The organism is Paraburkholderia sp. GAS334, assembly GCF_050436625.1.
GTDB lineage: Bacteria > Pseudomonadota > Gammaproteobacteria > Burkholderiales > Burkholderiaceae > Paraburkholderia.
The window spans coordinates 149,524-168,837 of record NZ_JBNDMO010000005.1 but is presented as its reverse complement, the minus strand read 5'-3'; the positions used below and the strand labels follow the sequence as shown (position 1 = coordinate 168,837).

General features: G+C 59.9%; 21 protein-coding genes. 8 read left to right on the top strand and 13 right to left on the bottom strand.

The window, feature by feature from the left end:
• Positions 1 to 566: 566 nt before the first annotated feature.
• Positions 567 to 2,246 carry a hypothetical protein gene (locus tag P3T21_RS11605; protein ID WP_429256071.1) on the top strand — a complete coding sequence of 560 codons (1,680 nt, stop codon included), beginning with the start codon at positions 567 to 569 and terminating at the stop codon, positions 2,244 to 2,246.
• Between the two features lie 313 nt (positions 2,247 to 2,559).
• On the opposite strand, the gene P3T21_RS11600 is transcribed toward P3T21_RS11605, so the two are convergent.
• The 7 genes from P3T21_RS11600 to P3T21_RS11570 all read right to left on the bottom strand — a co-directional run bounded on the left by P3T21_RS11600 (position 2,560) and on the right by P3T21_RS11570 (position 9,746).
• A complete protein-coding gene (locus P3T21_RS11600; protein WP_429256312.1) occupies positions 2,560 to 3,192 on the bottom strand; it encodes a LysE family translocator in 633 nt (210 codons plus the stop codon).
• A 243-nt stretch (positions 3,193 to 3,435) separates the two neighbouring features.
• Positions 3,436 to 4,788, bottom strand: coding sequence for an alpha/beta fold hydrolase (locus P3T21_RS11595; protein WP_429256070.1), 1,353 nt, complete (start codon positions 4,786 to 4,788; stop codon positions 3,436 to 3,438).
• 22 nt (positions 4,789 to 4,810) lie between these two features.
• Positions 4,811 to 5,743 carry an NAD(P)H-binding protein gene (locus tag P3T21_RS11590; RefSeq protein ID WP_429256069.1) on the bottom strand — a complete coding sequence of 311 codons (933 nt, stop codon included), beginning with the start codon at positions 5,741 to 5,743 and terminating at the stop codon, positions 4,811 to 4,813.
• A gap of 107 nt (positions 5,744 to 5,850) precedes the next feature.
• Positions 5,851 to 6,888: an alpha/beta fold hydrolase gene (locus tag P3T21_RS11585; protein ID WP_429256311.1), complete on the bottom strand. Its 1,038-nt coding sequence runs from the start codon at positions 6,886 to 6,888 to the stop codon at positions 5,851 to 5,853.
• Positions 6,889 to 6,940: 52 nt separating this feature from the next.
• Positions 6,941 to 7,933, bottom strand: coding sequence for a carbon-nitrogen hydrolase family protein (locus tag P3T21_RS11580; RefSeq protein WP_429256068.1), 993 nt, complete (start codon positions 7,931 to 7,933; stop codon positions 6,941 to 6,943).
• A gap of 75 nt (positions 7,934 to 8,008) precedes the next feature.
• Complete coding sequence (locus tag P3T21_RS11575) at positions 8,009 to 8,491, bottom strand: MarR family winged helix-turn-helix transcriptional regulator (protein ID WP_429256067.1); 483 nt, start codon at positions 8,489 to 8,491, stop codon at positions 8,009 to 8,011.
• A 217-nt stretch (positions 8,492 to 8,708) separates the two neighbouring features.
• A complete protein-coding gene (locus P3T21_RS11570) occupies positions 8,709 to 9,746 on the bottom strand; it encodes a GlxA family transcriptional regulator (protein ID WP_429256066.1) in 1,038 nt (345 codons plus the stop codon).
• Between the two features lie 106 nt (positions 9,747 to 9,852).
• Between P3T21_RS11570 and P3T21_RS11565 the strand changes: the two genes are divergently transcribed.
• The 5 genes from P3T21_RS11565 (at position 9,853) to P3T21_RS11545 (ending at position 12,312) form a co-directional block, all read left to right on the top strand.
• Positions 9,853 to 10,389 (top strand): tautomerase family protein, encoded by a 537-nt coding sequence (locus P3T21_RS11565; protein ID WP_429256065.1) that lies wholly within the window; start codon positions 9,853 to 9,855, stop codon positions 10,387 to 10,389.
• Between the two features lie 14 nt (positions 10,390 to 10,403).
• Positions 10,404 to 10,877: a hypothetical protein gene (locus tag P3T21_RS11560; protein ID WP_429256064.1), complete on the top strand. Its 474-nt coding sequence runs from the start codon at positions 10,404 to 10,406 to the stop codon at positions 10,875 to 10,877.
• 37 nt (positions 10,878 to 10,914) lie between these two features.
• The gene (locus P3T21_RS11555; protein WP_429256063.1) at positions 10,915 to 11,136 is read left to right on the top strand and encodes a hypothetical protein; all 222 of its coding nucleotides are present in this window, start codon (positions 10,915 to 10,917) and stop codon (positions 11,134 to 11,136) included.
• Positions 11,133 to 11,534, top strand: a complete 402-nt coding sequence (locus P3T21_RS11550; RefSeq protein ID WP_429256062.1) for a hypothetical protein — start codon at positions 11,133 to 11,135, stop codon at positions 11,532 to 11,534. The genes P3T21_RS11555 and P3T21_RS11550 overlap by 4 nt, the downstream gene beginning before the upstream one ends.
• 460 nt (positions 11,535 to 11,994) lie before the next feature.
• Positions 11,995 to 12,312: a DUF1840 domain-containing protein gene (locus P3T21_RS11545; protein WP_429256061.1), complete on the top strand. Its 318-nt coding sequence runs from the start codon at positions 11,995 to 11,997 to the stop codon at positions 12,310 to 12,312.
• Positions 12,313 to 12,726: 414 nt separating this feature from the next.
• On the opposite strand, the gene P3T21_RS11540 is transcribed toward P3T21_RS11545, so the two are convergent.
• The 6 genes from P3T21_RS11540 to P3T21_RS11515 form a co-directional block, all read right to left on the bottom strand.
• Positions 12,727 to 12,867, bottom strand: coding sequence for a hypothetical protein (locus P3T21_RS11540; RefSeq protein ID WP_429256060.1), 141 nt, complete (start codon positions 12,865 to 12,867; stop codon positions 12,727 to 12,729).
• A 32-nt stretch (positions 12,868 to 12,899) separates the two neighbouring features.
• A complete protein-coding gene (locus tag P3T21_RS11535) occupies positions 12,900 to 13,172 on the bottom strand; it encodes a hypothetical protein (RefSeq protein ID WP_429256059.1) in 273 nt (90 codons plus the stop codon).
• 33 nt (positions 13,173 to 13,205) lie between these two features.
• Positions 13,206 to 13,640, bottom strand: coding sequence for a universal stress protein (locus tag P3T21_RS11530; RefSeq protein ID WP_429256058.1), 435 nt, complete (start codon positions 13,638 to 13,640; stop codon positions 13,206 to 13,208).
• Positions 13,641 to 13,710: 70 nt separating this feature from the next.
• Positions 13,711 to 13,896, bottom strand: a complete 186-nt coding sequence (locus P3T21_RS11525) for a hypothetical protein (protein WP_429256057.1) — start codon at positions 13,894 to 13,896, stop codon at positions 13,711 to 13,713.
• A 365-nt stretch (positions 13,897 to 14,261) separates the two neighbouring features.
• Positions 14,262 to 15,530, bottom strand: a complete 1,269-nt coding sequence (locus P3T21_RS11520) for an MFS transporter (RefSeq protein WP_429256056.1) — start codon at positions 15,528 to 15,530, stop codon at positions 14,262 to 14,264.
• Between the two features lie 159 nt (positions 15,531 to 15,689).
• Positions 15,690 to 16,616: a LysR family transcriptional regulator gene (locus P3T21_RS11515; protein WP_429256055.1), complete on the bottom strand. Its 927-nt coding sequence runs from the start codon at positions 16,614 to 16,616 to the stop codon at positions 15,690 to 15,692.
• Positions 16,617 to 16,827: 211 nt separating this feature from the next.
• Between P3T21_RS11515 and P3T21_RS11510 the strand changes: the two genes are divergently transcribed.
• Positions 16,828 to 18,471: an alkaline phosphatase family protein gene (locus P3T21_RS11510; protein WP_429256054.1), complete on the top strand. Its 1,644-nt coding sequence runs from the start codon at positions 16,828 to 16,830 to the stop codon at positions 18,469 to 18,471.
• 285 nt (positions 18,472 to 18,756) lie between these two features.
• Complete coding sequence (locus P3T21_RS11505; protein WP_429256053.1) at positions 18,757 to 19,293, top strand: carboxymuconolactone decarboxylase family protein; 537 nt, start codon at positions 18,757 to 18,759, stop codon at positions 19,291 to 19,293.
• Positions 19,294 to 19,314: the final 21 nt, after the last annotated feature.

Genomic DNA, 19,314 nt, shown 5'->3' with positions numbered 1-19,314 from the left:
TGCCCATAGGACGACCGTCGGACGACAGTAATAGTGAGATTTGCGCCACTATGAGTGAGACTGGCGACACGATTAATGAGTCCGCGCCGCCACGCAATTCCATCGCGGATTGCGACGTCGTCCAAGCTCGGGATCGCTTTGAATATTTTTCGTCTCTATCGGTGCGGCGTCCTGGAACGGCCGAGGCACGCGGGCTGCTCCATGCGCAGGTTAGGCGTGGCTGATGTCCTGCACAGTGCCGATCCTGCGTCACGAGCCGATTCCATCCGTCTTCGCAACAAGCGTCATTTCCTTCGGCAGTCTTATCAACCAGGACACGATCATCGGCAGACGATTAAAAAGACGCGTGCATGCAGAAGACTCTTGCGTTTTGAATTCGCTGAACATGCGACCGTCTTTGATAAGACGAAGACGCGCAGTCTGGCGCCCGCGCATAAGCAGACGGAAGAGAATTTCGGCTAGCGTCTGCCCCCAAAGCCGGCGGACGTCGTGGCGTAATGGCGTGCGCCGCGACTACGGTCCTCTTGTTTCATCCGGCCTGCGTTTCGAATTCGAAGGAGGCGATGATGAGCCATCCGCAAACAGACGAAGGCCTGTCCAATAGCCAGGCCACCGGGACACGAGAGTGCTGGATGTTTCGGCGGAAACTGGCAAAAAGGATCTTCGATGCCGAAAAGATGATCTCATACGCTATGGATACCGGTATCGACGTCAACGCTGACGATCTGGCAACAGTGCGACGTGCCCGCCATGCGTTGTGGCATTTCAGCGGCTCAGAGGCGCTCGAGACTGCCCTTTACAATGTCGCCACCCGCTTGGCGAAGCTCGTCCATTACCCAAACGCTCAAGTTGCCGCGGATCTGCGCCGCGCTGACGAATTGGTGTCGCACGCAGCATTTTCGGGAAACGACGTGGCATCAAGCGACATCCAGGCCTTGTCCGAGGCGCGGACGGCGCAGACGAATCGAGCGTGGGATCCTGCCATCGAATCTGGCTTCTACTCTGCACTGGATCGGCTCGCGCATCGGGTTGTACCAGTTGTCGCGGAGACCGCCGGCGCGGAGGCCCGACGCGGTGCGCGGCGAGCAATCAGGATCTATACCTCATCCGCAGTCGTTCTTACAGTCGCGGTCGTTTCTCTCTCGTGTCTTCTCTTTACGGTTAACCAGATTTCCGACGACGTAGAGCGAACTATTCGACAAAATGATGCGGGTGCGATGTCCTTGCACAACCAGCTCGTAAGTCACGGGGATGACATCTTACGCGCCAAACAAAAAAACGATCGGGAACTTCGTCCACTGCTGGGATCTTCTTACAGTCAACGCTATCAGTCGCAAAGCGAAACCCCAGAAGTGATTGACGCCAGAGAGAAGGCAGCTAACGAGCTCCAGGCGCTAAGCAACTCCCAGCCAGCACTACAGATCAAAGAGAGCCTGCAAAAGTTCGCAACCAACAACAGACAACTGTTCAATGACGTACATCGCATACGGCTTATTGGAAGACTCCTCAATGTGTCCGTAACCAATCGCTATACAGACCGTGACCCCGACTGCTCCGAGGCTTCGCCCAAACCCGCAATGGCGGCCGGAATCGCAGCATCTGCTCCTGCTGTCACGGATTGGATCTGCGATCAAGCCAGGATCCGTGACAGCCTGGAGATCAAAGTCCCTATGCTACAAGCCACATCCGAAAAGACAGACGCAAGCGGTAACGCCGTTCGTCCAGAAGGTGTGATCGCGGATGGATTCGTCAAGATAGCTGCTTATCAGGACATCCGCGCAATGGCGCTGTATGGACGAGAGATCATCCTTTCATTTGTCGGTGCGTTAACGGGTTTTGTGCTGCCGGTGGTGTACGCGTGGTTGGGTGCATGCGCCGCGATTCTCCGGAAGATAAAGATTGAATGCGAGACAAGTCGGTTCCATCCAGAATATTCAAAGGTGGCCAATCGCTCTCACGTGACCTGTGCCATTATCGTCGGTATAGCGATAGGCCTGTTCAGTGATCTTGTCCACGGCGGCCAGAATATCTCCCCGCTAGGCGTCGCCTTCGTAGCGGGTTATGCTTCCGACAAGTTTTTCTACTTTGTAGACCGACTCGTCGACGTCATCTTCCCCGCGCGATCAGTCAGTACCAGCAGTATTCAGGCAAACGATCGAAATTCCGCAAAAACGGGAATTTCGTCTGGAGCCCGAATTACCGACCCTTCTACCGCTGAACTGGTGAACGGGGCAAGACCCACTTAGTCTGCGGCCGTTTTCCCGCAAGCTTTCACGCCTACTAGATGGCCGACTCCCTATAGACAACGCACCTATGTGTATAGGTCTCGTCTGTCGTGTCCTCGGCCATTTCCGACGTTGAGCCGGTCTGGATTCTACGTCGGCAATCTGGCGGATTGCTGACGGTGGCGGCATTGCCGCCGTTCGGTCGGCTTCCTGATATTCCCGCCTCTATCGCCATGAATGTCATGGCTTCACTACATGCGGATGCGTACTTTCGACCGAAATAGCAGGACTCCCCCGCGGTATGACATTGGACAAGCGAAGGTACTGAAACTAGCTAGACACGCGACGCCAGAAGTCTGATGCCGGCAATCCCGAATACTACGGCCAGGCATCCTTCCAGGGCACGACGGGTCCGCACGTACAACCTGCGAGCCGAGTCCGTGGAAAACAATACTGCATAACCGCCGAACACCAGACATCCGATGGCCGCACAACCTGCAATTACAGCGCTATGGGCTGATCCCGTGCTGTTCGACGATAGAGCAACAATTGAAACCCACACGAGGATGGCTTTTGGATTGGTGAGATGGAGCATCACTCCGCGGGAGTAGATGCTCGTCAATGTCGGGGTTCGTTCCACCTCCACTACCGACGCAGCTGAAGTCGCAAGCGCATTGCGTCCGGATTTGAAGGCTAGCCACAAGAGATACAGACCACCAAAAATCTTGACTGCAATGATGAATTGCGAATAGGCGATCAGGGCAGCCGACACGCCTAGCGCTGCCACCGTCGCCCAAAATATTGACCCCGAGACGACACCGAGTGCGAACATCAACGCCGCTTTCCGGCCGTGACTGGCCGCTATGGACATAATTGCAAGGTTGCTCGGCCCTGGACTCGCGGTGCCAACGAAATACGCTGCATAGGCAAGCAGCAGGTTTGTCGAGAAATAGGCGTTTCCAGTCATGTTTTGGTTCCTGAAATGGAAAGTCGCCTGATTATCGGGCTTTGCCGAAACGAGCGGGAGTGGCAATATTGCCATCTTTCGAGGAATATCAGACATGCGCCAGTGTTCGTCGAACGAGGCGGGCGGATGGCGCCGCATGGCCGAACCAAACGGCAGATCAATGCGAACAGCATCGCGTGGACCCGACTAGCACGATTACATCGAGGAGCGCTCCGACGCATGCGCGTCGGAGCGCTTCGCACTTTAGGCGCGCAAGGGCCTTAATCCCGTGCGCACTTCGTTCGCGAAGATCATCGGTTCTTCCCATGCCGCGAAGTGCCCGCCCGTTTCGGGCTTGTTGAAGTAAATCAGGTTGTGATAGGCCTTTTCGGTCCAGCTCTTCGGCGCCTGGTAATTTTCTCCCGGAAACGCGCTCACAGCGGCAGGCACGTTGACGTCGGCCGCGAGGAAGAAATTCGCGTGCGACTCCCAATAGAAGCGCGCCGCCGAGATGCCGGTGTTGGTCAGCCAGTAAAGCGTGATGTCGTCGAGTATGTCGTCTCGCGTCAGCGCGCCTGCTGAATGACCGTTGACGGGATGACCGAGCACGGCTGCGCTCAACGCCGCCGCGGGCTGACCGTAGCCGTCGCCGTGGTCGAGTAGCCAGGAAGCCAGCGCGACGGGCGAGTCGGCGAGTCCGTACAGCGTCTGCGGGCGCGTGCCCATTTCGAAAGCGTAGCCGCGCTTCTTTTTGAAGTTGGCACTCAACTGCTCATACGCGTGCTTTTCCTCGTCCGATAAGCCGGCAGGCATCGCGTCGCCCGCGGCCAGCGACTTCAGAATCTCCGCCGGAACGGAGGCAGGAAAGTTCACATGAATGCCGATCAGTTCGGGCGGTGCCTGTTTGGCCATGATGTTCGTGACAATCCCGCCGAGATCGCCGCCCTGCGAAGCAAAGCGCTCATAGCCGAGGCGTTTCATCAATGTGACCCACGCGCGCGCAGTGCGCTCCGGTCCCCAGCCCGTTGTGGTAGGTCGCGCCGAAAAGCCGTAACCGGGCAATGATGGAATCACGAGATGAAAGGCATCCGAAGCCGGCGCGCCGTACGCAGTCGGATTGACGAGCGGGTCGATGATCTTGAACTGTTCGATGACCGAGCCGGGCCAGCCGTGGGTCACGATCAACGGCATCGCGTTTTCGTGCTTCGACCGCACGTGGATGAAATGGATATCGAGTCCGTCAATCTCAGTGATGAACTGCGGATACGAATTCAGCCGCGCTTCGCATTTGCGCCAGTCATAGCCGGTTGCCCAATATTGCGCGAGTCCCTGAATGGTGGCGAGCTGAATGCCCTGTGATTCGTCGGGCACCGTCTCGCGATCCGGCCAGCGCGTGGCCTTGATGCGGCGCCGCATGTCGACGAGCTGCGAGTCGGGGACGTGAACGCGGAACGGCCGGATCGCCGTCTTGTCGCCGTTCGCGGGTTCGGTGATCTTGCCGATTGCCGGGCTCGTTTCCGCGAAGGCGAGCCGGCTCAGCGAGCCTGCCGCGAGAGCCGCGGCGGCCGCACCGACAAAGTGCCGGCGCGATGGGGATTGGGGCGTGTCGTTTGACATAGGATCGGTCTCCTGCCTTGGATCAGCGTGTTGCGTTGCGCGTGAAGTCTGCGATGTGCAGTCTCACGAAGTCGTACATGCTCATGGGTTTGCGGCCCGTGAGTTCGAACAGGTCGTTCGTCATGCGGTCGTATCGTCCCTGAACGTGCAGATCGGCCATCACGGCCAGATGTTCGACGACATGAGCGGAAATGCCGAGTTCGCGCAACTTGTCGGACCACGGCGCGACAGGCACATTCCGGTAACGGATGGGCCGGCCGAGGGCCTCCGAAAAGACGCGCGCGGCCTGCTCGAGATCGGTTGATTCGAGGCCCGTCAGGTTATAGATCTTGCCGATATGCGGCGCCGGGTCTTCGAGAATCACCGATACGGCATTTGCAACGTCAACGGCTGAAATGGGCGACGTCTTGCTATTGCCGAGCGGCAGTGCGAGTTCGTCGTTATCGCGCACGCCGGCTGCGCCAAGCGTCAGGAAGAAGCTCTCGAGAAACGCCGTGGGCCGTACCGTGACGACGGGCAGCCCCGACCACTGCAAAACCTGCTCGGCAAGCCAGTGCAGCTTATGCTGGGGGCTGTCGGTCGTCTCCGTGATGCTCATTTCCGTGACTGTCATCTGCGACATGTTCACGATGGCTTCGACGCCATGATGACGCGCCACGGCAGCAAAATTGACGGTTGCTTCGAGATAGGCTGCAGAGACGGACATGCCGAAATAGACGCGCGAACAGCCTTCGATTGCGCGATGCATCGAGGCGAGCCCGGTCAGATCGCCGACCACGACGTCGGCGCCAAGGCGGCGCAACTCGTTTGCGCGATCGTCTTCCTTGCGGACCAGCGCCCGCACTTTATAGCCCTTCGCGAGCAATGACGTTGTCACGTTGCGGCCAATTCCACCAATCGCGCCTCCGGCACCCGTCACGAGAATGGGCACATCATGGGCAGGTTTCGTTGTCATATCACATACCTTTCAAGGAGAGACTTCATTTTATTTATGTATGCATATACACAGTTATGTACGAAAATGTGCGCGTGCATACGTCGATCAACGCGACGATCGGGTCATCATTCGCGTGCGCCTTGCAGAAAGCCGAGCATTGTCTTCGTAACCCGCTCGGGCTGCTCCTCCTGGATAAAGTGCCCACTGTTTTCTACGTCGACGGCGCTCATATTGACCGCCTTTTCTCCGACGACCATTTTCATCCACTTGTATGCGGGACCGCCCATCACGAGAACGGGCATTTGCAGCTGGCCATAATCCTTGTTGTCGCTGATGTCCTGAGGGAAGGCCTGATACCACGCGTTGCCTGCGCGGATCGCGGCGGCGCTGTCATAGGCGTGCTCGTACACGGCGCGGTCGCGCGCGTCGACTGCTTTCTCATTCACAAGAAAGTAGTGGAAGAGCCAGTCCTGTTCAAGCCGGACGCGGCCTGCCAGCAGCTTCTCCGGCAAACCTCTGACCTGATTGAACGCGAACCACCACAGGTTCGGGCGCGCCGAACCCAGCCTGTCACCATATGCGCCTTGGGCGGGTAGAAGCGGAAAAGTCTGCAGGCTATCGTCGGGATGCGGAAATTCCATCATCACCAGCTTGTCGGTGGCTTCCGGATAGTTCTCCGCGTAGGCGAACGCCACAGCCGAGCCGATGTCGTGTCCCGCGATCGCAACCTTGTCGTATCCAAGCGATTGCGTCAGTTCATGGATATCGGCGGCCATCGTTTTCTTGTCATAGCCGTCAACGGGCTTCGACGACGCGCCCATGCCGCGCAGATCCACCACGATCACGGTGTAGTGCTCGGCGAGCGCCGGCATGATCTTGTGGAAGGTCCACCACGTTTCGGGCCAACCGGGCAGCAACACGAGCGGCTCGCCCTTGCCGCCGACCACATAATGCAGCCGTACGCCGTTCACGGTTGCATAGCCATTTCTGAATCCGGGCAGCGACTTCACCAGCGTACCGTCCGAGATGTCGGTCTTTGCGGTCGCAGGCTTGCGCGCATGCGTTGCGACGGGTGCATCCGTTGCGGACGTCTGCGTATAGCCGGGCGAGGCGGCCGCCATCAGCGCCGCAACGACGATGCTCGCGCAGCCGGTCCTGATCATTGCTTTCAAAGCAAATCCTCCTTCGATAGAGGGGCAATTCGAAGTTCGCAGGTCATGCAGCCTGGGTGCGCAGATCGTCGGAACCCTGGTCGTTGACGATCATCGGGTGCGAAGTGCGTTCGTGAACATGCGCGGTCGGCGTACGGTCGATCATCAGACTCAGCAATTCGGGGCGGTTGTAGTGGCCGGCCGAGTCCATCAGCATCTTGCGGCGGTCGATTTGCGTGAAGTCGAGATCGACGATCACTTCGCCTTCACCCGAGCGAAGCGGCTCGGCCATCAGCATGCCGTCAGGAGCGACGATCGTGGTGAAGCAGCCGCCCGAGATCGGACCGATTCCGCAACCGGTATCTTTCATGATTTGCGCCTGCTGGTCCGCGTCCAGCCACGCCGTTGCATTGACGACGAACGCGCCGGATTCGAGCGCATGCTGGCGGATGTTGATTTCCATGCGCTGGGTAAAGCCCTCGCCAAAGGCGGAACCCGGGTACATCGCCGAATGGATCTGCTCGCCGTCGGCGATCATCGCGTAGCGGGCGAGCGGGTTGTTGTGCTCGAAGCATGCGAGCTGGCCGATGCGGCCGACTGCGCTGTCGACTGCACGCAAGCCCGAGCCATCTCCCTGGCCCCAGATCATGCGTTCGAAATGCGTCGGCGTGATCTTGCGGCGGCGCTGGATCAGCGTACCGTCAGCATCGAAGAGCAATTGTGTGTTGTACAGCGTGCCGCCATCGCGCTCATTGACGCCAATGGACACGACCATGCCGGCCTTTCGCGCGGCTTCGCCGATCGCGTCGGTAGCAGCGGACGGCACAGTCACAGCCTGTTCGAGCAGGCGCAGATGTTCGGTGCCCGACAGAAGCTCGATGCCCGTCTGGACGGCCGCAAAGTAAGGGTAATAAGGCACGACCGTTTCGGGGAAGGTGGCGAACTGCACGCCTTTCTGGCCGAGTTCGTGGATCTTCTGCACGACCTTGGCGACGGTTGCTTCACGGCTATAGAGCACCGGGCTGAACTGGACGGCGGCGGCTTTGACGACTTTCATGACAAATTCCTTGATGAGGGGGGAGGGGTAACAGGCGTTGGTCAATCTTGCATATGCAACATCGACCGAAAAACTTCAGACCATGCGCAGCGGCAATTTGCGCGCGATATTCATGAGCTCGTGGGCGCAGCCTTCGCCGAGGAGGCGCGTCGCGCGGCTCTGTGCAGCCGACCACGCGCTCGCGGCGTTTTTGAGCAGCGCCTTGCCTTCGTGCGTGAGCGAGAGAGGGCGGCTTCGACCATCGCTTTCCGGGACGCCCTCGGCAACCCAGCCCTGCGCGATCAGCGGCTGCAGATTCCTTGTCAGCGTCGAGCGCTCGTGATGATTCCGTCGGCCCAGATCTGAGCGGCTAATAGGCCCGAACTCCGCGATCAGCACGAGCAATGAGAACTGCGGCGCCACGATGCCGAACGGACGCAACGCGTCGTCATAGACGGAAGTCAAGACGCGGGAGATCTGCCGGGCGCGCGTCAGCAGACAATCGCGCGCGATCTGGCTGCTCAGCGGTTCATCCGCGGTGCGGTCCAGTTCAACGGTTCCGTTCGACTCGTGTTGCATATGCACTACCTCGGTAAGCCCAGTTTTTGCGGTGCGGTGTTTTGCTCGCGATGGGCGTATTTGAGCGGATGAACGTATCCCGCTCGTGTCCGAAAGTCGGTTGTGTGTAAGCGTGCGTATCCCTATCTGTTGTAGATACGTTGAGATACAAAAAGGGCAGTGCGGGGAAAGAGGGAGGGATATGACGAGGGCTGCAGCGTGATGATCTCGCGAGACCTCAGCCGCCGTCGCGGCCTGACCCGGCTTCTATATTCTCCGCCGTGGCACGCGAGAACCGCATTTGATATTCACTCGGCGACAACCCGGTCTTGCGCTTGAACAATTGCCGAAATGTGCTGATATCGCCATAACCGACCCGCTGACTCACCGCCTCAAGCCCAATTGGCCGCGTTTCCAGCAACCTTTTCGCGACCTCGATGCGCAGATTCTGCAGATACGTCAAGGGTGCGAGCCCGACGGCTTCCTTGAAACGGCGATTGAGCGTGCGTTCGCTGACCGCAAGCGACGCCGCCAGATCGCTCAACCGGAATCCCTGCTGCAACGTAGCCTCCATCTGCTGCTGGGCGCGCGCAACGAGCGTGTCGGTATGCCCATGTTCGTCGAGAAGCGTTGTAAAGGAAGCCTGCGAAGTCCGGTTCATGTCGATCAACAGCGCCTTCGCGGTCATCGTGGCGAGTTCTTCGCCGGCGAATGTTTCGACGAGCCGCACCGCGAGATTCAGATACGACGTCACGGAACCGCCCGAGATGATGCCGTCTTGCGCGATCAGCAGTTCCTGTGCGCGAACTTCGACACGCGGATAGCGGCGCGCGAAGTCCGCGGCTCTCGCCCAGTGCGTCGTTGCGGCGCGGCCATCCAGCAGGCCCGCCTCGGCGAGCAGGTAGTTGGCCGTGCAATAAGCCGCCAGCACGGCACCTGCCTTGCGTTGACGCCGCAGTGCGGAAGACAGCGCGTTCAACTGCTCGCGGCGCCCGATGAACTCGTCGATGTTCGAGAAAAACGGTGCCGTCAGCAGAACGGCGTCCGCCCGTTTGCGCGGGTCGATCTTGCCGTCGACGTGAATGGTCTGGCCCGACGCAGCCGTGACGGGTTGCCCGTCGAGAGATTCCACGCGCCATGCAAACACGGGCGCGGATGTCGTGCCCGGTGCAGCCTTGCGCGCACGGAACTGATTGGCCGCGCTGAAGACGTCAACAGGACCCGCGACGCCGGACGCGAGGATTCCGTCATAGACCCAGATGCGGACGATGGCCATTGCGTGTCTGAAATTCCCTGAATAATGGCGATGCTGCCACTTCCGGCCGCACGAGTAAACCCCCGATCATGGCCACATCCAATAACCTGAAAGCAGGAGCAGCACCATGCCAATGATCGATGCACTGTGGCCCGAAGACGCCTTGACGCCCGAGGCCGAAGCGCGCCTCGTCAAGGAACTGACCGACATCCTCATCAAGGCGGAAGGGTACGATCCCGCCAATCCGATCGCACAGCGTGTCACCGTGTTCCATCTTCATCGGCCTGCTGCGATCTACATCGGCGGCGAACGCACGAACACGATACGCTACCGGATCATTCCGTCTGCACCCGAAGGGCAATACACCGACGAATCGCGTCGCTCGCTCGTCAGAAACGTCACGGAAGCGGTGGCGCGCGCGGAGAACCGGCCGTTCGATGACGTCGCGCCGCGCGTCTGGGTCTTTCCGACCGAGATTCCGGATGGCGCCTGGGGGACGCGCGGCGCGATCTGGATGCTGCCCGATATTCATGCGCTGCTGGCGGGCGAGTCTGAGCGCGGCGCGGGTGTTGGACGCCTCGCGCGACGCCGCCTCGAAAAGGCGCGCATCACGCTCGAAGCAGCGCTCGATGCCGCTAGCGCAGTCATGACGAGCAAACCGTAACTGGAGCGCCCAGCATGAAATTCAACGACACAGCCCCCGTGCTGGCGCCCGCAGGCGTTCCGCCGCTCTGGCTGGCGAGGCTCGCCGAAAGCGCGACGCTCGAAGCCACCGTCCTGAAGCGTCCGATCGAGGGACGAGCCGATATTCTTTCCGTGATCAAACACGCGGTCTCGCTCTACGAATTCCAGCATCACAGCTACAAGGGCGAGATCGGCAACGGTTTGTACATGGAATCCTATCGGTCGCAGATCCAGGGCGTGCCGATCGAAACGGTGGTCGTCGCGCATCTGAACGAACAGGGCGAGACGGATTCCGTGGTCATCAATCATCGCCCGCTCAACGCAGCGCTGCTGTTTTCGAAACGGATGTGGGAACGCGTCGATGAGCGCTTCCGCGATTGCTATCTGACGGGACCAGAAGCCGAAGCGCTGAATACGGCATCTGGTGTGGCCTCGCGCCAGCCTCCTTGTATTGAAGAGTTGCCGTAACGAACGATCTATCGATCGAAGCAGTGGGGATTTTGCAATGACTGATGCACTTGATGGCGTACGCGAACACTATCGCGCGACCGGCCTGACCGAGCGGCTGAAGCTCGCACTCACGGTCCTTGGGCCAGAGGATAAGCCGCTCACACCACAGCAACTGGGCGCCCTCGACCACTTTCACACGCGTGGGCTTGCTGCCACCGCCGATCTTGCCCAACTGGCCGGAATCTCCGCTGACATGTCGGTGCTGGACGTTGGATGAAACGCCTTCTTCTTAATTTGACAGCAGCCTCTGTGCTGGTCGCTTCTGCTGGAGTCTCCATGGCGCAAACCGCTCCGATGCCAACCACGCCAACCACGAAGATATTTGCAATTGGCACCTTTCCACCGGGCACGGACATGCAACTTGTCCAACACATTCTTCCGACCGAAGTTCGCGAGACGGCGCAGCTCTACCTCGAGGGCAAGATTGACCAGTGGTATTCACTGCAAGACCGGGCTGGGGTGGCGTTCATCCTGAACGTTACGGACGTCAGTCAAGCGCATGACATGCTTGAGGCACTTCCCTTGGGGAAAGCGCACTTAATGACATTTTCGCTCCTCCCAATAGGCTCACTGAAGCCGTTGAGCAAGCTTTTGAATCCGCCTTCCCCGCAGTAGAAAGCGCTAGCCTAAGGAGGCGGATATGGTTGAGCCGATCGACAGCCTGGAGATTGCGGTCGACGACAGCAATAGTCTTTCCAGCTTGAATAGATCACACTGTGATATAAAATGAAGGCAGATCTCCTCGTCACTGGTAATTGAGCAGGAGCAATCGGCAAGAAACTGCAAGGATGATTCTCCCGGGTTGCGCGCGCCCATGGGAATGCTGTGCTCCGTTGAGCAAAGCCGGTCATCCCGGAGTTCTGGATGTCGTCACTGTAGACGATCACCGGTTGCCCCGGATCGCGTCGCGTCACAGCGTGAAAGACGTGTTGCGTGAAATGAGGGCATCACCCGGCTGGCTGGTTGGGGATGTCCGACGATTTTCCGTCTGCCGCATTGAGACGCGCGTCAATCGCGTTGCCCCCAACGGCTTTCCGGTGCGATGGTGCGATACACATCGAAGCAGGGAGCCATCATGCTGATCACATTTCAATCGCCCGCGACGCCTGATGTCGTGATGCTGAGGGATCTCGCCCAGTATCTGCTGGGGCTCGTCGGCAAGCACCTCGATACGCGTGGCGTCATCCTGCACGACGAACTGCCCCGTGCCATCAGCCGCCTGGAGGCGGCTATCTCGAACGACGAGAAGGCGGAGGTTGCACTCGAATCACTGCAATATTCCCGCGAGCGCCGTCAGGAATCAGGCGGTGGACTTTCGCAGCGAGCATGGCCGTTTCTCGACATGATGCGTGAAGCCCGCAAACAGAATGCCGACATCATCTGGGGGCTGTAGACGTCGTGGTGCACCGCAGGCCGACGCCCGTTGGACATCGGTTTGATACCAGGAGGCCATGATTGTCGAAGTGGCCAGATGGCTGCTGTCCGGGCAGCAGACGGACGCAGGCGCCGATCGCCAGACGGGCGCCGCGGTAGCGCCAATGTCCGTCAGTGTCCGTTGTGCACGCGGTTCCGCCAGTGCCGGCGGGATACCGGCCGTGGCTCCCGTTCACGGAGATGGGGCCGGCGATCGAGTGCCACGATGAAAAGAACCAGCATCGCAAGTATTGCGGCCACAACAACGAACTGCACAAGAAGATCCATCATAGCCGCCTCCGTTTCGATTACAGCCGCTACTTCCTGATGGCGTGCTTTCGATCAGGATGACGTAGCTGATTGACATGCAGATTCCAGCTTTTTCCTGTTTCCCTCAGGAATGTCTTCCGCGGTGCTTGATAGACGATTGGTGGTTGACACGTCCACCAGGGACAAGCGCGGACAGTCCGAATCCGATCGCGGCAAAGACGAATAATGCGAGAAAGAACAGCACCCAGTAAAAGTCGATATTCATAGCAATCTCCTTTCGCCTTCGACCCCGTCCGCTTACGCGACGCAGACGCCCATAAGGGTGGTGTCGATATAGCGCTTCGCCATTGCGGCGGCGATTCTCAGGGCATCTCCGGAGCTCTGGTAACCCCGTAGCTTCGGATCGCACAGTAGCTTCTTCCTGGATGCGCCGGTGCGGTCGTCCCACTGGATCACGGCCACCGGTTGGTAGATGGCGCCCAGTTCCAGGCCTTCGCCGGCCACCGGATCAATTTGTGCGCATGCCCAGATCTGGAAGCCCCTGTAGTTTTCGTACGACTGCTCGTTCATTGCGCTATCCCCTTTCGAACTCGCGCATGGCCGTCACCTGGCCACCTCGAACAGGACGCCGCAAGACACGCGGTCGAGCAGCAGTGCGTGGTTTTCTCCCTCCCACCATCGCGCAAAAAATCCGTGCGGATGATGTCCAATGACGATGAGGTCGACCTTCAAAGAATCCGCGAGGCGGGAAATGTGGTCGACCGCGTTTCCTGTCGAATAGTGTCCCGTCGCAGTCACCCCCCATGCCCGCAGTCGTTCGATACCCTCGCGTAGCGTCTCCCTTGCCGCCTGCTCATCGATCTCGAATTTCATCGACGACAGAACGTCGAACCCGCTTGACCAGTATGTGCAGTCGAAGATCGAGAGCAGATGGGTCTCCGCGTGCAACTGCTGCGCAAGCGCTGCACCGCAGCGAAGAGCAAGCTGCCCCTCCGGTGTGGCGTCGTAGCAGAGCAGGATCCGGTTGAACGGGGCCATCATCGATTCCTTTACAGGCTTTCGCGATGTCGTCTATCGAGTGAGCGAATCGGTTCCGCCGCGAAATTGTTCAGGTGAACATGGGCACAGCCTCGATCAGCGCGAAGCCCAATAACGCACCGACTGCTGCACCCAGCAGCTTGGGGTGCCAGCGCTGCAACTGCAGCGCGCTGAGCAGGTCGCCAACCAGGATGATGCCCAGCAGCGCGAATGTGATCAGCAGATAGCCGATCTCAAAGTCGCTATTGATGACCATCACGCCTCCTTTGCGTCACCCGACATGACGTCCCGGAAATCCCTGAAGTCCTTTGCAGCGGCAACGCAACTGCCCTCGCCGGTTCAGGTGTCCGGGCTGCAGTCGTGTCTTCGATCCAAACCAGATCCCGGTGTCTGGACTTTGATTCAATTATATATCACAACATGATATATGTGATCGGCCGGCTAAAGCCTCGGACCGGGCCGGCCGGGAGGCGAACGACTGTTTCCATGAGTGACGCCTCACCGCGCCGGGGTCAGCGTGTCAGCGCCTTGCGCAACCGATCGCATTTCAGGCCGCACGTGCATTTGCGGCGGAGAGACAAATCGCCGTTCGACCCATGTCAAATCCGGCTGGTTGAAACATCACGCGGCTTGCCCCGGGCGGTTACGCGCCCACTGGCCCAGCACCGCACAGGCGATCAGCAACGAGCCTGTAACGAAGAACACCGAATGCAGCCCGATGTGCACGCCGATGAATCCACCAATCAGCGGCCCGACAACCTGACCGGCGAACTGCGCCGACTGCAGATAGCCGAGCATCTTTCCCGACTCGTGGTCAGCGGCGGAATGCCGTACCAGTTTCGCGATCGACGGCAGCAAGCCGGCGAGCGTCATGCCCATCAATCCACGCAAGGCCGCCAGTTGCCACCAGTGTGTGACGAACGCCTGCGGCACCATCACCAGGCCGGTCAGCACCAGGCAGCCGATAATCACGTTCCAGCTGCCAATGCGATCGGCGAGCGCGCCGAGGCGTGCTGCGGTCAGCATGCTGCCAAACGCGGAACATGCCATCACGATGCCGGCGGTGCGCGCAAGGTGGTCTGCCGGCACGTTGAGGTGCCCGATATACACGGTGATGATCGGCTCGATCGACATGTTGGCAAGGAGCACCATCATCGCGGTCAGAAGCAGGGTGATCGTAACCGCGCGGTTCGCGGCCTTTGATGCGACCGCGTTGGCCGCGGGGCGATTTTTTACATCGGACGCGGGGCGAAAATCTTCGCGCACCAGCAGGACCGTGAGGATGGCGGCCACAGCAATCATGGCGCCGCCCGCGAAAAACGTGCTTCGAATGCTGATCAGCGAGGGCAGGAACCCGCCCACCAGCGGACCGGCCAGGTTGCCGGCGAGCGCCCCGGTTGAAAGGATGCCGAGGGCCCAGCCGGCACGTTCGCGAGGCGCCTGGGTGCCGATCATCACGATCGACGCCGATGCATATCCTCCGATCAATCCGGCGGCCAGCCGCAGCGCCACGAGTTCGTAGACGTTGTGCGCCATGCCGATCAACGACATCACGATGGCCATGCCGACCGCTGCCCGTACGAGCATCGGTTTGCGGCCGTACCGGTCGGCGAGACGACCCCAGAGCGGTGCCGTGAGGGCAGTGCCAAGGAAGGTCGCACCGAAGGCGACACCTGACCACTGCACTACCGCCGCCGGCGAGGTGACGCCGAGTTGCTGTACATAGAGTGGAAGAAACGGCAGCAACATGCTCAGGCTGACGAGCGTGGTGAACGAGCCGATCACGCAAATGACGAGGTTGCGGCGCCAGTAGAGCGTGTTGCGGCCGGCATAGCTGGCCGGGTCCGCGAAGTTCGCCGTCTGGGCAAGCACATTGGCTGGCTGGCTCATACGGCCTCCTCGACGTTGAAGTCCGCCTTGATGGCATCGAGCCGCTTCTGAAGGGACATGATTGACTCCTCTGGCACCGCTTCTGATGGGAGGAGTCTAGATGCGAACGCGGCGCGAGAGAATCGCCGCAGTGCGGTAGACATTCTTCCGTGCAGCGGTTCAATCGGGATCGGTGATGCCCTTTAGTTCGCTGAAGAGCGCGCGCAGACGCGGAACCGCGAAGTCAACGAACGAGCGGACTTTCGGCACGGTCAGGCGGCCATGCGGCGTGAGCAGATGAACCGGAAGCGGCGCGTGTTCGTGGCCGGTGAGCACGATCCGCAACGAGCCGTCCCGCACCTGATCGGCGACGTGATAGGAAAAGAGCCGCGTCACGCCGTGTCCCTCGACGGCGGAAGCCAGCGCGCCCTCTACGCTGTTGACGATCAAACGTGGCGTGAATTGCACTGTTTGAGGCACGGCGGAATTGTTCGATGAAGGAAAGCTCCACGAATCGACCCCGAAATGCGTCATCGAGATGATCTGGTGGTTCGCGAGATCGGCGGGTTCGTCGATGCGTGAATGTCCGGCGAGATAGCGCGGAGACGCAACGACGACACGGCGAACTTCGCCGAGCGGAAGTGCGACGAGCGTCGAATCGGCGAGATGCGCAATGCGCAGCGCGACGTCGATTCCTTCGTCGATCAGGTTCGCCGGGCGGTCGAGCAGATGTAATCGGGCCGTGACGTCCGGATACTTATCCACGAACTCATCGAGAAGCGGGCGCAGAAAATCCTGCCCCGCTGCAACGGGTGCGGTTAGCGTCAGCGTGCCGCGTGGCGCCGAGCGCTCCCCGGCAATCAGCAGATCAGCCTCTTCCAGGTCGGTCAGGATTCGACGGCACGACGCGGCGTAGCGCTCGCCCGCCTCGCTCAGCCTGATCGTGCGTGTCGTGCGATGTAGTAGCGCCATGCCGACGTGCGCTTCGAGAAACGCGATGGCCCGACTGACCGCGGCGGGCGAGCGGCCGAGCCGCCGGCCGGCCGCGGCAAGGCTGCCTTCGTCAAGCGTGGCTACGAATACCTTCATCGCGTCGATTCGATCCATCGTTGACGTAACGTCAGGACAAAGTGGATTGACCATCGTATCAGTCTTGCGGGTCGGGTACGCCACGGCCGACTGCCATCGACATTGCGCGCACGTGGCACGCAAGCCGTTAGACAACTGAAAGTCTCGCTTCATCACAGGTTCGCAGACGGGATCCATATTGATCGGCCGGCGCAGGTCGGTCCCCCAATGCCCAACAACGAGGTGAGACATGGATAAAGCCAGGAAGTGGTCCGGGTTCAGCGCAGCATTCGGTGCCGGTGTGATGGCACTGGCTGGTGTGCACCCGGCGGCACAGGCTCATGAAATGGAAGACGCGAAACGCGTGCTTCTCATCAGTATCGATGGTTTGCATGAGCAGGATGTCGCCCGCTGCATTGGCGCGAACGCGTGCCCGAATCTGGCCGTGCTGGCGAAATCAGGCGTGACATACACGGATGCGCATACGCCAGGGCTGTCGGATTCCTTTCCCGGTCTTGCCGCACTCGTGACAGGCGGCTCGCCGAAGAGCGCAGGTCTCTTCTATGACGTGTCGTATGACCGTACGCTCTATGCCCCGTCGGATACGCACTGCACGGGCAAGCAGGGATGGAACGTCGTGTTCGATGAGACAACCGGAATCGACGGACAGAACGGAGGTCCGCTGATCCATCTCGACGGCGGTGGCGCGTTCAATCCGCAGGCCATTCCGCGTGCATTGAAAGATGGCGTCTGCACGCCCGTCTACCCGCATAACTACATCAAGACGAATACCGTTTTTGAAGTCGTCAAGGAACACATTCACGGTGCGCGTACCGCCTGGGCGGACAAGCATGCGTGGGGTTATGACTGGGTCAATGGACCATCCGGGCGCGGTGTCGACGACCTGGCGCGTACCGAGATCAACTCGATCGACCCTGCGACCAATAAGAACTACACCGACGTTTATACGCACACGGAGCAGTTCGATAACTTCCACGTGCAGGCGATCATCAACCAGATCGATGGTAAAGATTCGACGGGAAAGGCTGCTTCGGTGCCGACGGTGTTCGGTACGAACTTCCAGACCTTGAGCGTGGCTCAAAAGGCAACCGTGGAAACAGGCGGGGGGTACCTCGACGCGAGTTTCACGCCGGGTCCTCAAGTCTCAAAGGCGATTGCCTATGCGGATGACGCACTGGGCCGCATCGTGTCCGAACTGAAAGAGAAAAACCTTTATACCTCGACGGTCATTATCGTCACGGCCAAGCATGGTCAGTCGCCCACCGATCATACGAAGCTGGTGAAGAACGGCGATACGCTGACGAAACTGCTGGAAGCCAGCAACTATCTCGACCCCAAGGGCAACTTTGGCCAGAACGCCACGACGTCGGGCAATCTGAACGACGGTACGGGTCTCGTGGATACGGGCATGGTGCAATCTGACGACGTCGGTCTCATCTGGCTGCGCAACCGCGGTCAGCTCGATGCGGTTGTGAAGACGCTCAACGCGAACCGCGGCTGCAACGCGCCAGGCATCTGTGCGGACGGTCTCGAAGCGTACATCCTGTACGGTCCGCGCCTTACTGCCCTGTTTGGCGATCCTGCACGCGGCCGGACCCCGGACATCATCGTGCAGCCGAACCCCGGTGTGATCTACACGTCCAGCATGTCGAAGGACGAGGAGCATGGCGGAAATGCGCCTGACGACAATCACCTGGGTCTCGTGGTGTCGTTCCCGGGACTCCGGCACGGTCGAACCGTGTCCAGGCCCGTGCTCACCACACAGGTCGCGCCGACGATTCTCCGCGTTCTCGATCTTGACCCGGAACTGCTTCACTCAGTCCAGGTAGAAGGGACGCGGGTCCTGCCGGGTCTTGGAATCGAGCGCGAATAGCGTCTGCTTGATGCGATCCGCCGGCCGGGAGCGCCCGGCGTGGCGATGGCGGGCGGCTCCGGCGCGTTAGCTGAACGCGCTGGCCGTCTGATGTCCGGAAGTTTTGCAATGAAAGCGGCGCGGTTTGCTCAGGAAAGGGCGAACCGCGCCGCTGTCATTGCGTGAGCCGATTGAGCATAACTTTGAAGTGTTGAGGCATTAAACAACTCACGTTGTCTGCCTAAACTGACTTCCATGCCATATGACATGGCTAGCAGACGAAACCCAACACTCATGGAGCCAATCATGTCACGTCTTTCCGCTATCAACCCTAACGAAGCCACCGGCGCTACCGCCGACCTGTTCGCCGCGATCAGGAAGGCCGCCGGCAAGGTGCCGAACGCTTACGCCACCATCGGCACGCACAGCCCCGAAGGACTCGGTGCGATGCTCGCCGTCGACGGCGTTATCTCGCACGGCAGCCTCGAAAAGGCCGACGTTGAAACCATCAAGCTTGCCGTCAGCGAAATCGCAGGCTGTGACTACTGTATTGCCGCCCATACGCTAATGGGCAAGTTTGCGGGTCTTTCACAGGACGCAATGAAGCAGGTCCGCGCAGGCGATGCAACCGGTGACGCAAAGCGCGACGCGCTGGTGCGCTTTGTTCGCACGCTGGTCGATACGCGTGGCACCGTGCCCGCCGCTGAGCTCGACGCGGTGCGTGATGCCGGCTACAGCGAACGCCAGGTGATCGAAATCTGTCTGGCAGTGGCGTCGATTACGTTCACGAACCTCGTGAACCGTGTGAACGACACGACGCTCGACTTCCCGGCCGTTGCGTAACACGCCGCGTTAAAGCGGCCG

Bases quoted from the DNA above. Each gene is read 5' to 3' on its own strand.
- P3T21_RS11605 (WP_429256071.1), top strand. From the start codon at position 567: ATGAGCCATCCGCAAACAGACGAAGGCCTGTCCAATAGCCAGGCCACC.
- P3T21_RS11600 (WP_429256312.1), bottom strand. From the start codon at position 3,192: ATGACTGGAAACGCCTATTTCTCGACAAACCTGCTGCTTGCCTATGCA.
- P3T21_RS11595 (WP_429256070.1), bottom strand. From the start codon at position 4,788: ATGTCAAACGACACGCCCCAATCCCCATCGCGCCGGCACTTTGTCGGT.
- P3T21_RS11590 (WP_429256069.1), bottom strand. From the start codon at position 5,743: ATGACAACGAAACCTGCCCATGATGTGCCCATTCTCGTGACGGGTGCC.
- P3T21_RS11585 (WP_429256311.1), bottom strand. From the start codon at position 6,888: ATGATCAGGACCGGCTGCGCGAGCATCGTCGTTGCGGCGCTGATGGCG.
- P3T21_RS11580 (WP_429256068.1), bottom strand. From the start codon at position 7,933: ATGAAAGTCGTCAAAGCCGCCGCCGTCCAGTTCAGCCCGGTGCTCTAT.
- P3T21_RS11575 (WP_429256067.1), bottom strand. From the start codon at position 8,491: ATGCAACACGAGTCGAACGGAACCGTTGAACTGGACCGCACCGCGGAT.
- P3T21_RS11570 (WP_429256066.1), bottom strand. From the start codon at position 9,746: ATGGCCATCGTCCGCATCTGGGTCTATGACGGAATCCTCGCGTCCGGC.
- P3T21_RS11565 (WP_429256065.1), top strand. From the start codon at position 9,853: ATGCCAATGATCGATGCACTGTGGCCCGAAGACGCCTTGACGCCCGAG.
- P3T21_RS11560 (WP_429256064.1), top strand. From the start codon at position 10,404: ATGAAATTCAACGACACAGCCCCCGTGCTGGCGCCCGCAGGCGTTCCG.
- P3T21_RS11555 (WP_429256063.1), top strand. From the start codon at position 10,915: ATGACTGATGCACTTGATGGCGTACGCGAACACTATCGCGCGACCGGC.
- P3T21_RS11550 (WP_429256062.1), top strand. From the start codon at position 11,133: ATGAAACGCCTTCTTCTTAATTTGACAGCAGCCTCTGTGCTGGTCGCT.
- P3T21_RS11545 (WP_429256061.1), top strand. From the start codon at position 11,995: ATGCTGATCACATTTCAATCGCCCGCGACGCCTGATGTCGTGATGCTG.
- P3T21_RS11540 (WP_429256060.1), bottom strand. From the start codon at position 12,867: ATGAATATCGACTTTTACTGGGTGCTGTTCTTTCTCGCATTATTCGTC.
- P3T21_RS11535 (WP_429256059.1), bottom strand. From the start codon at position 13,172: ATGAACGAGCAGTCGTACGAAAACTACAGGGGCTTCCAGATCTGGGCA.
- P3T21_RS11530 (WP_429256058.1), bottom strand. From the start codon at position 13,640: ATGGCCCCGTTCAACCGGATCCTGCTCTGCTACGACGCCACACCGGAG.
- P3T21_RS11525 (WP_429256057.1), bottom strand. From the start codon at position 13,896: ATGGTCATCAATAGCGACTTTGAGATCGGCTATCTGCTGATCACATTC.
- P3T21_RS11520 (WP_429256056.1), bottom strand. From the start codon at position 15,530: ATGAGCCAGCCAGCCAATGTGCTTGCCCAGACGGCGAACTTCGCGGAC.
- P3T21_RS11515 (WP_429256055.1), bottom strand. From the start codon at position 16,616: ATGGATCGAATCGACGCGATGAAGGTATTCGTAGCCACGCTTGACGAA.
- P3T21_RS11510 (WP_429256054.1), top strand. From the start codon at position 16,828: ATGGATAAAGCCAGGAAGTGGTCCGGGTTCAGCGCAGCATTCGGTGCC.
- P3T21_RS11505 (WP_429256053.1), top strand. From the start codon at position 18,757: ATGTCACGTCTTTCCGCTATCAACCCTAACGAAGCCACCGGCGCTACC.